The sequence below is a fragment of the Paraburkholderia pallida genome, from assembly GCF_004524855.1.
Classification (GTDB): Bacteria; Pseudomonadota; Gammaproteobacteria; order Burkholderiales; family Burkholderiaceae; genus Paraburkholderia; species Paraburkholderia oxyphila.
The window spans coordinates 467103-479131 of sequence record NZ_CP038150.1; the positions used below are offsets into that span (position 1 = coordinate 467103).

Annotated in this window: 12 protein-coding genes; 4 read left to right on the forward strand and 8 right to left on the reverse strand. The window is 65.5% G+C overall.

Translation table 11 applies throughout. The features are described from left to right. Positions 1-117: 117 nt before the first annotated feature. From E1956_RS28745 to E1956_RS28755, 3 genes are all read right to left on the reverse strand, one after another. On the reverse strand, positions 118-1047 hold the full coding sequence (locus E1956_RS28745; RefSeq protein WP_134755604.1) for a LysR family transcriptional regulator: 930 nt from the start codon (positions 1045-1047) through the stop codon (positions 118-120). Positions 1048-1131: 84 nt separating this feature from the next. Then, entirely contained in the window at positions 1132-2418 is a 1287-nt protein-coding gene (locus E1956_RS28750; RefSeq protein ID WP_134755606.1) for an MFS transporter, read from the reverse strand. A gap of 266 nt (positions 2419-2684) precedes the next feature. Next, positions 2685-3224: a carboxymuconolactone decarboxylase family protein gene (locus E1956_RS28755; RefSeq protein ID WP_134755608.1), complete on the reverse strand. Its 540-nt coding sequence runs from the start codon at positions 3222-3224 to the stop codon at positions 2685-2687. A 304-nt stretch (positions 3225-3528) separates the two neighbouring features. Here E1956_RS28755 and E1956_RS28760 point away from each other — a divergent pair, with 304 nt between their 5' ends. Both E1956_RS28760 and E1956_RS28765 read left to right on the forward strand, forming a co-directional pair. Further along, positions 3529-4689, forward strand: a complete 1161-nt coding sequence (locus E1956_RS28760; RefSeq protein ID WP_134755610.1) for an alkene reductase — start codon at positions 3529-3531, stop codon at positions 4687-4689. Then, a complete protein-coding gene (locus tag E1956_RS28765; RefSeq protein WP_134755612.1) occupies positions 4686-5402 on the forward strand; it encodes an SDR family oxidoreductase in 717 nt (238 codons plus the stop codon). The genes E1956_RS28760 and E1956_RS28765 overlap by 4 nt, the downstream gene beginning before the upstream one ends. A 135-nt stretch (positions 5403-5537) precedes the next feature. Here the strand turns inward: E1956_RS28765 and E1956_RS28770 are convergent, their stop codons facing one another. Beyond that, positions 5538-6287: an SDR family NAD(P)-dependent oxidoreductase gene (locus tag E1956_RS28770; protein WP_134755614.1), complete on the reverse strand. Its 750-nt coding sequence runs from the start codon at positions 6285-6287 to the stop codon at positions 5538-5540. Positions 6288-6519: 232 nt separating this feature from the next. Here E1956_RS28770 and E1956_RS28775 point away from each other — a divergent pair, with 232 nt between their 5' ends. Together E1956_RS28775 and E1956_RS28780 are read left to right on the forward strand one after the other, a co-directional pair. Further along, on the forward strand, positions 6520-7191 hold the full coding sequence (locus tag E1956_RS28775; RefSeq protein WP_134755616.1) for a peroxiredoxin-like family protein: 672 nt from the start codon (positions 6520-6522) through the stop codon (positions 7189-7191). Positions 7192-7333: 142 nt separating this feature from the next. Beyond that, positions 7334-7816, forward strand: a complete 483-nt coding sequence (locus E1956_RS28780; RefSeq protein ID WP_167760149.1) for a PH domain-containing protein — start codon at positions 7334-7336, stop codon at positions 7814-7816. A gap of 29 nt (positions 7817-7845) precedes the next feature. Here the strand turns inward: E1956_RS28780 and E1956_RS28785 are convergent, their stop codons facing one another. From E1956_RS28785 to E1956_RS28800, 4 genes are all read right to left on the reverse strand, one after another. Further along, positions 7846-8739 (reverse strand): LysR family transcriptional regulator, encoded by an 894-nt coding sequence (locus tag E1956_RS28785; RefSeq protein WP_134755620.1) that lies wholly within the window; start codon positions 8737-8739, stop codon positions 7846-7848. 94 nt (positions 8740-8833) lie between these two features. Beyond that, complete coding sequence (locus E1956_RS28790; RefSeq protein WP_134755623.1) at positions 8834-9847, reverse strand: zinc-binding alcohol dehydrogenase family protein; 1014 nt, start codon at positions 9845-9847, stop codon at positions 8834-8836. A 219-nt stretch (positions 9848-10066) separates the two neighbouring features. Beyond that, on the reverse strand, positions 10067-10966 hold the full coding sequence (locus E1956_RS28795) for a LysR family transcriptional regulator (RefSeq protein WP_134755626.1): 900 nt from the start codon (positions 10964-10966) through the stop codon (positions 10067-10069). A gap of 28 nt (positions 10967-10994) precedes the next feature. Next, a complete protein-coding gene (locus tag E1956_RS28800; RefSeq protein WP_134755628.1) occupies positions 10995-11987 on the reverse strand; it encodes a lysylphosphatidylglycerol synthase domain-containing protein in 993 nt (330 codons plus the stop codon). Positions 11988-12029 lie beyond the last annotated feature (42 nt).

The following is a 12029-nucleotide window of genomic DNA, read 5'->3' on the forward strand; positions in this document are numbered from 1 at the left end:
TGGCGATTACGGCATTCGCGCTTCGCGAACAATCGGAGCAAAAGCGCGAATTGAAAGCGCGGGCCGCAAGCGCGGCCTGAAAGAGCGGGCGCGAACGCCCGGAGCCAAGGCCTGGCTTCAGCTCACCCAGCCGCGTTCGATCAGCGGCAAGTCCCATGCGGGCTCGGGGCCCAGCCAGTCGGCGAGGAATTCGACGAGCGCTTTCACCTTCAGCGCCTGTCGCTGCGTTGCGGGATAAACGGCCGCGAAGCTGAGCGGCGAAAGAACATAGTTGGTCAGGATCGGCACGAGCGAGCCGTCGAGCAGCGCGGCGCTCGCGACGAGCGTCGGCAGACACACGACGCCGCCGCCCGTGAGCGCATAGTCGCGCAGCAAATGGACCGAATTGGAGCGGATCATGCCGGGCAGCTCCATCTCCACGACCTCCTCGCTGCACGTCATGGTCCAGCGATTGCGTGAGGGATAACCCGAATAGAGCGCCGTGGTGTGCTGCAGCAAATCACGCGGATGCTGCGGTGTGCCATGCTCGCGCAAATAGGCCGGCGACGCGCAAAACAGGCGCCGCACGGTGAACAGGCGCCGCTCGATCAGCGAATCGGAGATGGGGGGGAAAATCTGGAAGGCGACGTCGAAGCCCTCTTCGATCGGATCGACCACGCGGTCGTTGACGATCACATCGAGCTGGATGCCAGGGTAGCGCTTGTTGAATTCGGCCAGCGGCGTCGCAAAGTGGCTCAGCGCGTAGCCGGGCAGGATCTGGATGCGCAGGCGGCCCGTGGGCGTCGCGCGCAGCTCGCGCATCTGGTCGGTCAGCTCGTTCACGCGCCCCACGACTTCGGCGCACTCGCGATAAAAGGTCTCGCCGACTTCGGAGAGCCGCACATGCCGGGTGCTGCGGTGAAAGAGCGGCGCGTTGACGAACTTCTCGAGCTGCTGGATACGGTTCGTGATGACCGAGCTCGTGACGCCCAATTGCCGCGCGGCCTCGGCGAAGCTGCTCGTTTCGGCCACGCGTACAAAGGCCTCGATACTCAAAAAACGGTCCATGCTGCTCCCTGTTCCACCGGTGTCGCCCGTCAGTTTATACGCTGACGGGCGTGCACGGTGGCGCGCGGGACGCGCTCTGGCGGCTTACTCCGGCTGCTCGGCCGAGGCAAAACCGGCCGCCTCGCCGGCCCGGCGGCGCAGCTTCGCGGGCGCGGTCTCCGTGAGCAGCAGGCTCACGCCGATGCCGAGCACGACCGCGCAGATCGGCAGCCAAAGGATGTTCTGAATGCCGAAGCGCGTGGCGACGAAACCGGCGAGCGCGGGCGCCACGCCGCCGCCGAAGATCTCGCCCGCGCCCACCACGATGCCGATCGCCGTGGACACCATGCCCAGCGGTGCGGCTTCGGTCGCCACCGGTCCCGAAAGCAGGGAAACGAGGCCTAGCGTGAAGAACGAGGCAACGAACAGCACTACGAACAATTCGAGCGGCTGCGCGCCGATCCCGCGGAAGAGGTACAGCATCACCGCGGTGCCCGCGAAGCCGACGACGCTCGCCACGCGCCGGCCCACCAGATCGGAGAGGCCCGGCAGCCCGAACTGCCCGACGAAGCCGCCGAAGCCGATGGCGGAGACCACCACGCCCATATGCTGCGTATCGAGCGAGAGGTAGTTGGTGAGATACAGCGGCAGCATGGCGCCGAGCACGAACACGCCGGTCATGGCGCAGAAGAGCGCCACCATGGCAACGGGAATGTTGCGGCTCTTGAACACGGCGCGCCAGTTGCCGCGCTCGCCCGGCGCGTGGGCGCCGGCGTGGGCCGTCACGGCTTCGGCTTGCGGCGCTTGCTGCGGGCTCGGCTCGCGAATCACGCGGAACATCAGGAGGCCCAGGATCAGGCCCGGAATCGACACGAGCGCGAAGACCCAGCGCCACGACACGAAGCTGAGCAACTGCGTGGCGATGATTGGCGCAAGCGCGAGACCGAAGAGCGCAAAGCCGCTTTGCTGAAGCCCGAGATTGAAGCCGCGGCGCTTGGGATGCGAGGCGTCGGCGGTGGCGGCGAAGCTCGTCGGGCAGAACGAGCCTTCGGCCACGCCCATCAGCGCGCGCACGGCCAGCAGGCTCATGAAGCCGCCCGCGAGCCCGGAAAAGCCGGACAGCAGCGAAAACACGATGATGGCCGGAATCAGCACCTTGCGGCGTCCCACTTTATCGGAAATGCCACCCATGAGTGCCGCGAAGATCCCCCACGAAAGACCGAGGATGCCGATGCAGTTGCCCACGTCCTGGGCGCTCAGATTCAGGTCTTTCATGATGGACGGAAACAGCGGCGCAATCAGCCACCGGTCGAGTCCGACCAGCCCGAAACCCAGGGCCAGTAGCACAACGGCCTTCCATTCGTAGGCCACATCCCAATCCTGCGTTTTCATCTTTGTCTCCTCCAGACGGCTCCATCGGCCACCGGTGGGGGAAAGATAGAGGCAAGCGCAGCGCGACGGGTATGGGTTAGGGGCCGAATGCGCCATTCGCGAAATGCGAACAATCGCCTGGAGCCGCGCCTGGTGGGCAGTACGGGCTGGCGTACAGCATGAGAAACGCCAAAGCGCATGCCGTGCGGCAGACGTATCGCGCCGCACGGCAAACAGCACTTCAGCAGGCGCCACATACGCGTGGCGCGCCGTGTGTGCCAGTTGCTTTACTCCACCAGCTTCGGCGCGGCGGGGAAATCGACCGGCACGCGGGTCACGCCATGGAGATAGTTGGTCACGACTTTGTCGCCGATCGCGACGATCACGTCCACAAGGTTTTCATTCGTCCACCCCGCTGCCAGGAACGCGTCGACGCGCGCCTGATCGGCGTGACCCCGGCGCACGGCGATGTCCTTCACGAGGCTCGCGAGCGCGTCCAGCTTCGGGTCGAAGCGCGCGCGGCCGCTGCGGATTTCAAGGATTTGCTCGTCGGAGAAGCCGGTCTTCTTGCCGATCATCGTATGCGCGGCGAGGCAATACTCGCAATCGTTCACCTCGCTCACCACCAGATTGACGACCTCGCGCGCCTTGCCCGTGATGCTGCTCTTCGCGTTCTGGAAGGCCAGATAGTTGCCGAGCGCATGCTCGGAATACGCCAACGTGGCATACAGGTTCGGCACGACGCCCAGGCCGGCCTTGAGCTTGTCGAAGATGGCCTGGTTGGCGGGCGAGACGGCTTCACGGGTGGGGACGTTGAACGTGCTCATGCTGTTTCTCCGGGTGATGGGGGTGTCTGGTCGACGTTACGACGATGCGACGATGCGAGGTTGACCGCTGCGGCATCGCCTTGCATTCGATCAGCGACGCTGCGGTGTGGACGAAATTTCGCGCAAGCGCCGCCGCTGCGGTAGGCCGGCGCTACGCATATCACCGATTCCTCGCGGGCATGGCTGCGCGGCCAGCCGCGCCATGCCGCGCAGGAATGACTGCTATCGCCGCCACCTGTCTTCTTGCGCCACGCGTTTGCCGCGAACATGGCCTCACCGCAAACCCCGCAGCAAGGAGCACCCAATGAAGCTGTTCAGCCAAACGCAAGTCGGATCGCTTGCCCTCAAGCACCGCGTCGTACTCGCCCCGCTCACGCGCATGAGAACCGAGCCCGGCAATGTGCCCGGCGACCTGATGGTCGAGTACTACGCCCAGCGGGCGTCCGAAGGCGGTCTGCTGATTACGGACGCCACGGCCGTGACGCCGCTCGGCATCGCCTATGTGGATGCGCCGGGCATGTGGACGCACGAGCAGGTTGCCGGCTGGAAGCGCGTGGTGGACGCCGTTCACGCAAAAGGCAGCTCGATCTTCGTCCAGCTCTGGCACGCAGGCCGGCAGGCGCACTCGGCCAACACGGGCGGCCTCACGCCGGTCGCCCCCTCCGCGCTGCGCTCGCTCGAGCACGCCGCGATTCGCGACGCGCAAGGCCAGATCGCCGAAGCCGAACTGCCCGTGCCGCGCGAGCTGGCAACGGATGAAATCCCGGCCATCGTCGAGCAGTTCCGCCACAGCGCGATGCTCGCGAAGGAAGCCGGCTTCGACGGCATCGAGCTGCATGCCGCCAACGGCTATCTGTTCGAGCAATTCCTGCTCGATGGCACGAACCATCGCACGGATGCCTATGGCGGCTCGCTCGAAAACCGCGCGCGGTTCCTGTTCGACACGCTCGACGCGGTCGTCGGCGTCTGGGGGCCGGGCCATGTCGCCGTGCGCCTTTCGCCGAGCGGCACCTACGGCACCATGTCGGACAGCGATCCGCACGCGACCTTCGGCTACGTCGCCACGCGCCTGAACCGTTACGCGCTGGCCTATGTGCACGTGATCGAGCCGCGCATCCGCGGGATCGAAGAGCGCGAGGCCGCCGAGTCGGACGTCTCGTCGAAAGACATCCGCCGCTTCTTCAAGGGCACGCTCGTCGCGGCCGGCGGCTTCACGCGCGAGAGCGCCGAGCAGATCGTGGTCGACGGCCACGCCGACCTCGTCGCGTTCGGCCGGATGTTCATCGCCAATCCCGACCTGCCAGAGCGCCTGCGCACGGGCAAGCCGCTCAATCGTTACGACCGGACGACGTTTTATGGCGGCGACGCGCGCGGGTATATCGACTATCCGTTCGCTTCGAGCACGGCTTCGCCCTCGGCCGCAGCGCGCCGGGCCGCCGAGCGTGCATCGGGAGCGCTGGCATGAACACGCGAACCTTTCTCGTGACGGGCGCGACCAAGGGCATCGGGCTTGCGCTTTCGCATCGGCTAACGAAGGCGGGACATCGCGTCGTGGGCCTCGCCCGCCATCGCGAGGACTTTCCCGGCGACCTCGTGAGTGTCGATCTGGCCGACCGCGCGGCCACGGAGCAGGCGCTCCATGATCTGTCCAGCCGCTACGCTTTCGACGGCGTCGTCAACAACGTTGGCCTCGTGCGTCCGCAGGCGATCGGCGAAGTGCAACTCGACGATCTCGACAGCGTACTTGCCGTCAATCTCCATCCCGCGCTTCAGGCCATGCAGGCCATCCTGCCGGGCATGCGCTCGCGCGGCTGGGGGCGGGTCGTGAACATTTCGAGCCTCACCGTGCTCGGCGCGATCGAACGCACCGCCTACGCCGCCGCAAAGGCCGCGCTCGTGAGTTTTGCGCGCTCTTGGGCGCTCGAGCTCGCGCCAACCGGGATCACGGTGAATGCCGTCGCGCCGGGGCCAACGGAGACCGAGCTCTTTCGCGCCAACAACCCGCCGGGCAGCGCAGGCGAAAAGCGTTATCTCTCGGGCGTGCCGATGCAACGCTTCGGCACGCCGGACGAGATCGCCGCCGCCATCGCTTTCCTGCTTTCCGAAGACGCCGGATTCATCACCGGGCAAACGCTCTTTGTCGACGGCGGCGCGTCCATTGGCAAGGCGTCGATTTGATCCGCTGACGCCTTCAAAACCGGCCCCGCGCGCAGGGTAGCGCGCGGGGCCGGTTCGTTCACGAAGTCATCCTCACTAATTGTGTATGCCCGGCCGCGCTTCATCGCGGCCGGGCATACACGTCTCCAATATTGCTCAAACCTGCGCCAGACCGCCATCGACGAAAAGATCGACGCCGGCCACATAGCTGCTCTCGTCGCTCGCGAGAAAGAGCACGGCGGAGGCCACTTCCTCGGGCCGGCCGATGCGCCCGAGCGGCGTGGCTTCGGCGAACTTCGCGCGCAGCGCATCGGCTTGCGCGGGCGTCGAGACCTGGCTCTCGATGATGGGCGTGTCGATCGCGCCCGGGCTCACGACGTTCACGCGAATCCCGCGCCCCTTGAGCTCCGTCGTCCATGTGCGCGCGAGCGAGCGCACGCCCGCCTTCGCCGCGCTATAGGCGCCATGCGCGTGCAGCCCCTTCACACCGGCAACCGAGCTGGTGAGGACGATGCTCGCGCCCTCGCGCATCAACGGCAGCGCCTTTTGCACGGTGAAAATCAGCCCGCGCATGTTCACATTGAACGTCGCGTCGTAGTGCTCCGGCGACATCTCGTCGATCGTGCGATGCTCGATGAAGCCGGCGTTGGCGAACAGCACGTCGAGTTGCGTGCACTCGGCGCGCACGCGCGCAAACAGACGATCGAGGTCTTCGAGATTCGTCACGTCGCCGCGAACCGGGACCACGTCGTGGCCGATTTCCGCTGCGGCGCGCTCGAGCTCGGCCTCGCGCCGGCCGACGATGTACACCTGCGCGCCTTCCTCAGCAAAGCGCTTTGCCGTTGCAAGGCCGATGCCGCTCGCGCCGCCCGTGACGACCGCCGTTTTTCGATCCAGCTTGCCCATGAGTCTCTCCTCAACGGTTGATGGGTGCGCTGAGGATCGCAGGCGACGCCCGCGCGCAGAAGCCGCCGCGAGGCAATATCTGCTATGCCGGGCGGGAATCCGCGCGAGGCATGCCGCGCTGGAATGGCACTTATGCATGCGGGCCGTCTACTGGCGGTTGTGCCGGGCGCCGATCATGAAGCCATGACGAATCGCACCGATCGTCACACCTTCACTTTTATCGGAGGCCATCATGTCGCTTCAGGACAAGCTCGACGCATTCAAGGCGGACTTCAAGGCCGGCAAGGGGCCCTGGTTCGCATCGCCGGAAATTCATCCGATCATGGAGCGCGCAACGGCCGAGCTGATCGCGAGCGGTCAGGCGGGCCGCGCTGTGAAGGCGGGCGAGCGTGCCCCAACTTTCCGATTGAAAGACCAGCATGGCAATGAAGTCTCCTCGTCGGAACTGCTCGAGAAGGGTCCGCTTGTCGTGACGTTCTATCGGGGTGTCTGGTGTCCCTATTGCAATCTGGAATTGCAGGCGCTCAACGAAGCGCTGCCCGATCTTCAGCGGTATGGCGCCCGCCTGGTGGCGATTTCGCCGCAGTCGGCCGTCAATAGCCGCAAGTCGGAACGCGTGAATGGGTTGAATTTCCCGGTGCTCCACGACCCGCACAATGACACCGCCGCCGCGTTCGGGCTGCGGTTCGTGTTGCCGGACTATCTGATCGATGTGTATAAGGCGCGCAAGAACGATCTGCCTGCGTTCAACGGCGACCCGAGCTGGACGCTGCCGATGCCGGCGCGATATGTCATCGGCAGGGATGGCATCGTTGTGTACTCCGAAGTTAATCCGGACTACACACAACGTCCCGATCCTTCGGAAATGATTCCGGTATTGCAGAGGCTCACACTGCCGGCCTGAAACGCTCGCCCCGGGGCGATTGCGGCAAGGCGTCACGGGCGTCAAGCGGTCACTATTGATTCATATCAACATTTGACATTATGAAGGTTCGGGGCGCGTGCCCCACCTTGTTTCACGTCAAATGTATTGCAAGGAATCCAATATGACTTACGTTCAATCAACGCTCACCCCGGGTGAGCGGATCGTCTTCGAGGCGTTTCCGAGCCTCATCGCAATGGCCCCGCGCCTCGTGATCGGCGCCGTATTGATGCTGCTCGGCGTCGTGCTCTCTTTCGGCGAGTCGCCCGGCGCCGGTGTGGCCACGTTCGTGGTCGGGGCGATAACGTTCGGAATGGTCGCGATCGCGTACCGGACCACGGAGCTGACTATCACGAACAAGCGCGTCGTCGCCAAGTTCGGTGTGATCCGCCGCAGCACTGTCGAGCTCCAGCTCTCCCGCGTGGAAAGCGTCCAGGTCGAGCAAGGCATTCTCGGGCGCATGCTGCACTATGGCTCGCTCGTCGTTGCGGGTGCCGGCCTGCCCTCGGCGCCCATCCCGGCGATCTCCGAACCGATGGCATTTCGCGCCGCGTTGTTCCGGGCGATCGAGCAGCCTGCCTCGCCTGAACTGAAGCTCGCGGCATAAGCGCCATTCGCACTCATTTCAAGCATTCCTTAGTAGCTGTTTTCGGCCAGCACGCTTTCGACAAAAGCCGCAAACGCCCGTGCCCTCGAAGTCACGAGCCGGCCCGCCGGGAACACGGCCCACAGGTCCACCGGCGGCAATTGCCAGTCGGTGAGCACGGCGCGCACGCTGCCATCGGCGAGTTCGGGCGCGAACATCCATTGCGACGCGACGGCGATTCCCATATGGCCAAGCACGGCCGTGCGAATGCCCTCGGCGGCGCTCACCCGCACGCGTCCCGACACCACCACGGCCGTTTCCTTGCCGTTGCGGCTGAACGACCAGGACTCGCCCCCGCCGCGCTGCGAATACACGATGGCCTGATGGCGGCTCAGGTCGGCTGGCGTGGCGGGCACGCCGGCCTCCTCGAAATACGCGGGCGTCCCCACGACGAGCCGCGGACTGCGGCTGATGCGCCGCGCGGTCATGGCGGAGTCGTCGAGGCTGCCCATGCGCAGCGAGACGTCCATGCCTTCTTCCAGCAAATCGATGTTGCGATCGTCCAGCACGATGTCGATCTCGAGCTGCGGATGCTGGTCGAGAAAGCGCTTGAGCACCGGCATGACGTGCAGGCGCGCGAACGTCGGGGCCGCCGAAACGCGCAGGCGCCCGGACACGCTCTCCGAAGACTGCCTGGCGGCGTGCTCGGCCTCGTCCGCCTCCTCGATGGCGACTTTCGCGTGCTCGTAGAAGCGCTGGCCGGCATCGGTCGTATTGAGGCCGCGCGTCGAGCGCAGCAGCAAGCGCGTGCCGAGCCGCTCCTCCAGTTGCGCGACCGACTTGGAAACAGCGGGCTGCCCCACGTTCAGGCGCCGCGCGGCGGCGGAAAACGACCCGGCCTCCACGACGGCAACGAAGGTTTCCATGGCGGTCATGCGGTCCATTGCGAGTCCTCTCTTCAATCGAACCAAGAGGGTACGCCAAAGCGGCAAGACGGTGTGGGGCAACGTCATGCGCCATGAACCGCAATGCCTCTGCTCAGAAACCTTCGAGCACCAGCTTGCCGCGTGCCCGGTTCGTTTCCAGCCACTCGTGAGCGCGGCGCAGATTGGCTGCATTGATGGTGCCAAAGCTCTCATTGAGCGTCGTGCGCAGCACGCCCTGATCGATCAGCCCGGCCACGCGATCGAGCAACTCGTGCTGGCGAATCTGGTCCTTCGTCGAGAACATCGAACGCGTAAACATGAACTCCCAGTGCAGCGCGATGCTCTTCATCTTGAGCTTGCGGAAATCGAAGATCTCCGGGTCGTCGATCAGCGCCAGGTGCCCCTGCGGATTGAACGACGCGACAATCTCGTCGAAGTGGCGATGCGTCTGGTTCAGGCTCGCAATGTAGTCCACGCCTTCGAAGCCAATACGCTTCAATTCCTGCGAAAGCGGCTTCGAATGGTCGATCACGTGATGTGCGCCCAGGTCCGTCACCCACTGCGCGGTTTCGGGCCGCGACGCCGTGCCGATCACGGTCAGGCCGGTCAGCTTGCGCGCGAGTTGCACGAGGATCGAACCCACGCCGCCGGCCGCGCCGATCACGAGCAGCGTCTCGTCCGAGCGTGCCGTGCTCTGCGGCACCGCGAGGCGATCGAACAGCAGCTCCCAAGCGGTAATGGTCGTGAGCGGCAACGCGGCCGCTTCGGCAAAGCTCAGCGTCTTCGGCATGTGCCCCACGATGCGCTCGTCCACGGCGTGCAGTTCGCTATTCGTGCCGGGCCGCACCAGCGATCCCGCGTACCAGACGCGCTCGCCCGGCCTGAACAGCGTCACGTCCTTGCCCACCGCGCGCACGACGCCGCTCGCGTCCCAGCCGATCACCTTCGGCTGCCCGGCTTCAGGCGCCTTGGCCGCGCGCACCTTCACGTCGACGGGGTTGACCGACACCGCATGCACTTCGACGAGCAGGTCGTGGGGGCCGGGCTGCGGCTCAGGCAGTTCGAGATCGATCAGCGATTCCGGATCGTCGATGGGGAGATTGCGGTAATAACCAATGGCTTTCATCCTTGATACCTCCAGATTCCGTTTTGAGCGTGCAAGGCCCGCACCCGCTTTATGCCGGCGAACGCCGAGCCAATCGGCGCGCCATCGGTGCGAAGCGGCACAGGCCTGATGTGTTTGTCACGGGTGCATGATCGGCGAACGCGCACCTGCCAAAAAGCGGCAAACGGAGAAGTCAGCTTCAAAAATTTATTGAAGGCGGGCCCCGCGACCCGCGCGGGATCAGGCCAGCCAGGCGGAGAAACGCTCGCGCAGCAGGTCGCGCAACGCGTTGACGGTCGGCGACAGCATGGTGCGGTGGGCGCAAACGAGATGTAGCGGCGCGCTCTCGCCCTCGAAGTCGGTCAGCGCCGCCTCCAGCCTGCCCGTCTTGAGGTCGGCCAATACGTCGACACGCGATTTGTACGCGATGCCGTGGCCGCCCAGGGCCCAGCGCCGGACCAGCTCGCCGTCGTCGCTGCTGCGGTCGCCGCGCACGTTCACGACCATCGCATCGCCGTCCTTGTAGAAAGTCCAGCGGTCGTGAAGCGCATCGCTCAACGCGAAACGCAGGCAGTTATGCTGCGAGAGCTCGGATGGCGACCCGGGCCGCCCATGACGTGCGAAATATTCGGGCGACGCGCAAAGGACGCGCCGGTTTTCCGGCGCCAGCGGCAGCGCCACGAGTGAAGAATCTTCGGGCACGCCGTAGCGGATCGCCACCGCGATGGGCGCCCGAAACATATCGGTCACATGATCGCCTATGTGCACCTGCAACGAAACCGCCGGGTACTGCTCCTGAAACGCATCGAGCCAGCCCACCAGCACACTCCTGCCGAGGTCCGAGGGCATCGAGAGCGACACGGTTCCGCCGATCATCTTGCGCCCATGCGCGAGCGCATTTCCGCCGGCCTCGACCTGCTCGATCACGCTGCGCGCGTACGGAAGATAGCGCTCGCCGTCCGGCGTCAGCCGCAGGCTGCGTGTCGATCGCGCGAGCAGCCGCGTCCCGAGTTCCTCTTCGAGCCGCTTGAGGCCGACGCTGGCCACTGCGGGCGTCAGATCCAGCTGCCGGGCGGCAGCTGAAAGGCTCCCGCTGTCCGCGGCGCGAAGGAAAATGACCAGGTCTTCCAGTTTGATCATGGGCCGTCGCGTTTTGTTGAGGCGAAGCTCACTGCACGCTCTCTGCCTCACGCGGTGACGGCAGCGCATACTCGGCCGCCTGCCATGCAAACAAGCCGGGCACGTAGAACAGCAGGTCGCGCACGCGCCGCGCGCCGGCGAGCGCGAGACAGGTCGGCGCGTCGAAGCCGAGCAGCCCGCCGATCAGCACGAAGCCGCCCTCCTGCACGCCAAGGCCGCCCGGAATCAGAAAGGCCGCACTGCTGACGAGCTGTATGAGCGCTTCGATCACGAAGGCCTGCGCGAAGGTCGCCTGCACGCCGAGCACGTGCAGCGCGCACCAGATCTCCAGCGCGTAGCCCAGGCATTGCAGTGTCTGCCAGATCAGCAGATAGCGCACGACCACGCCGGTCTGCCGCCAGATCAGCTTGACCGATTGATCGACGCGCGCGGACTTGCCCACCAGATCGACCACCTTGCCGCTCGTGATCCGGTTGATGACGTGCGCCGCGCGCTCGAACGGCCGTGCATGCTGAACCAGCGCGAACAGCACCAGCACCGGCGCGATCCCCGCAATGCCCCAGGCGAGCCGGCCGGCGAGGCGCGCGGCATCGGAGCTCGAATGCTCGAGCACATAGCCCGCCGCAATGAGCCCGAAGATGAGCTGGCTGATCAGCGTGAGCTGCATGTCGGCGACGAGGCTCGCCGCCGCCGTCGCCGGACGCACGCCGGCACGCCCGAGCAGCCGGAACGAGACGATTTCCCCGCCGATGCGCGCGACCGGCAACAGGCCGTTGATGGACTCGCGTATCCACACGAGCTTGAGCATGGCCGGGAACGAGGGACGCTGTGCCGGGCGGATCAAGGTGCGCCAGTCCCAGGCGTTCGCGCACATCGGCAGGATATGCAGCAAGGCAGCCAGCACGAGGCCCATGCCCGCGGCTTGCAGGAGTTGCAGCACGGCTGCGGGATGATCGCGCCATACGAGCCACACAGCGACCGCCAGGCCGCACAACGCAGCGATACGTCCCAGGTGTTTCATCTGCGTGTGCTCTTCTTCCAATGCGCCTGCGTCTTGATGTTT

Excerpts from the sequence above, each read along its gene's own strand:
- E1956_RS28745 (WP_134755604.1), bottom strand. The coding sequence starts at position 1,047 with ATGGACCGTTTTTTGAGTATCGAGGCCTTTGTACGCGTGGCCGAAACG.
- E1956_RS28750 (WP_134755606.1), bottom strand. The coding sequence starts at position 2,418 with ATGAAAACGCAGGATTGGGATGTGGCCTACGAATGGAAGGCCGTTGTG.
- E1956_RS28755 (WP_134755608.1), bottom strand. The coding sequence starts at position 3,224 with ATGAGCACGTTCAACGTCCCCACCCGTGAAGCCGTCTCGCCCGCCAAC.
- E1956_RS28760 (WP_134755610.1), top strand. The coding sequence starts at position 3,529 with ATGAAGCTGTTCAGCCAAACGCAAGTCGGATCGCTTGCCCTCAAGCAC.
- E1956_RS28765 (WP_134755612.1), top strand. The coding sequence starts at position 4,686 with ATGAACACGCGAACCTTTCTCGTGACGGGCGCGACCAAGGGCATCGGG.
- E1956_RS28770 (WP_134755614.1), bottom strand. The coding sequence starts at position 6,287 with ATGGGCAAGCTGGATCGAAAAACGGCGGTCGTCACGGGCGGCGCGAGC.
- E1956_RS28775 (WP_134755616.1), top strand. The coding sequence starts at position 6,520 with ATGTCGCTTCAGGACAAGCTCGACGCATTCAAGGCGGACTTCAAGGCC.
- E1956_RS28780 (WP_167760149.1), top strand. The coding sequence starts at position 7,334 with ATGACTTACGTTCAATCAACGCTCACCCCGGGTGAGCGGATCGTCTTC.
- E1956_RS28785 (WP_134755620.1), bottom strand. The coding sequence starts at position 8,739 with ATGGACCGCATGACCGCCATGGAAACCTTCGTTGCCGTCGTGGAGGCC.
- E1956_RS28790 (WP_134755623.1), bottom strand. The coding sequence starts at position 9,847 with ATGAAAGCCATTGGTTATTACCGCAATCTCCCCATCGACGATCCGGAA.
- E1956_RS28795 (WP_134755626.1), bottom strand. The coding sequence starts at position 10,966 with ATGATCAAACTGGAAGACCTGGTCATTTTCCTTCGCGCCGCGGACAGC.
- E1956_RS28800 (WP_134755628.1), bottom strand. The coding sequence starts at position 11,987 with ATGAAACACCTGGGACGTATCGCTGCGTTGTGCGGCCTGGCGGTCGCT.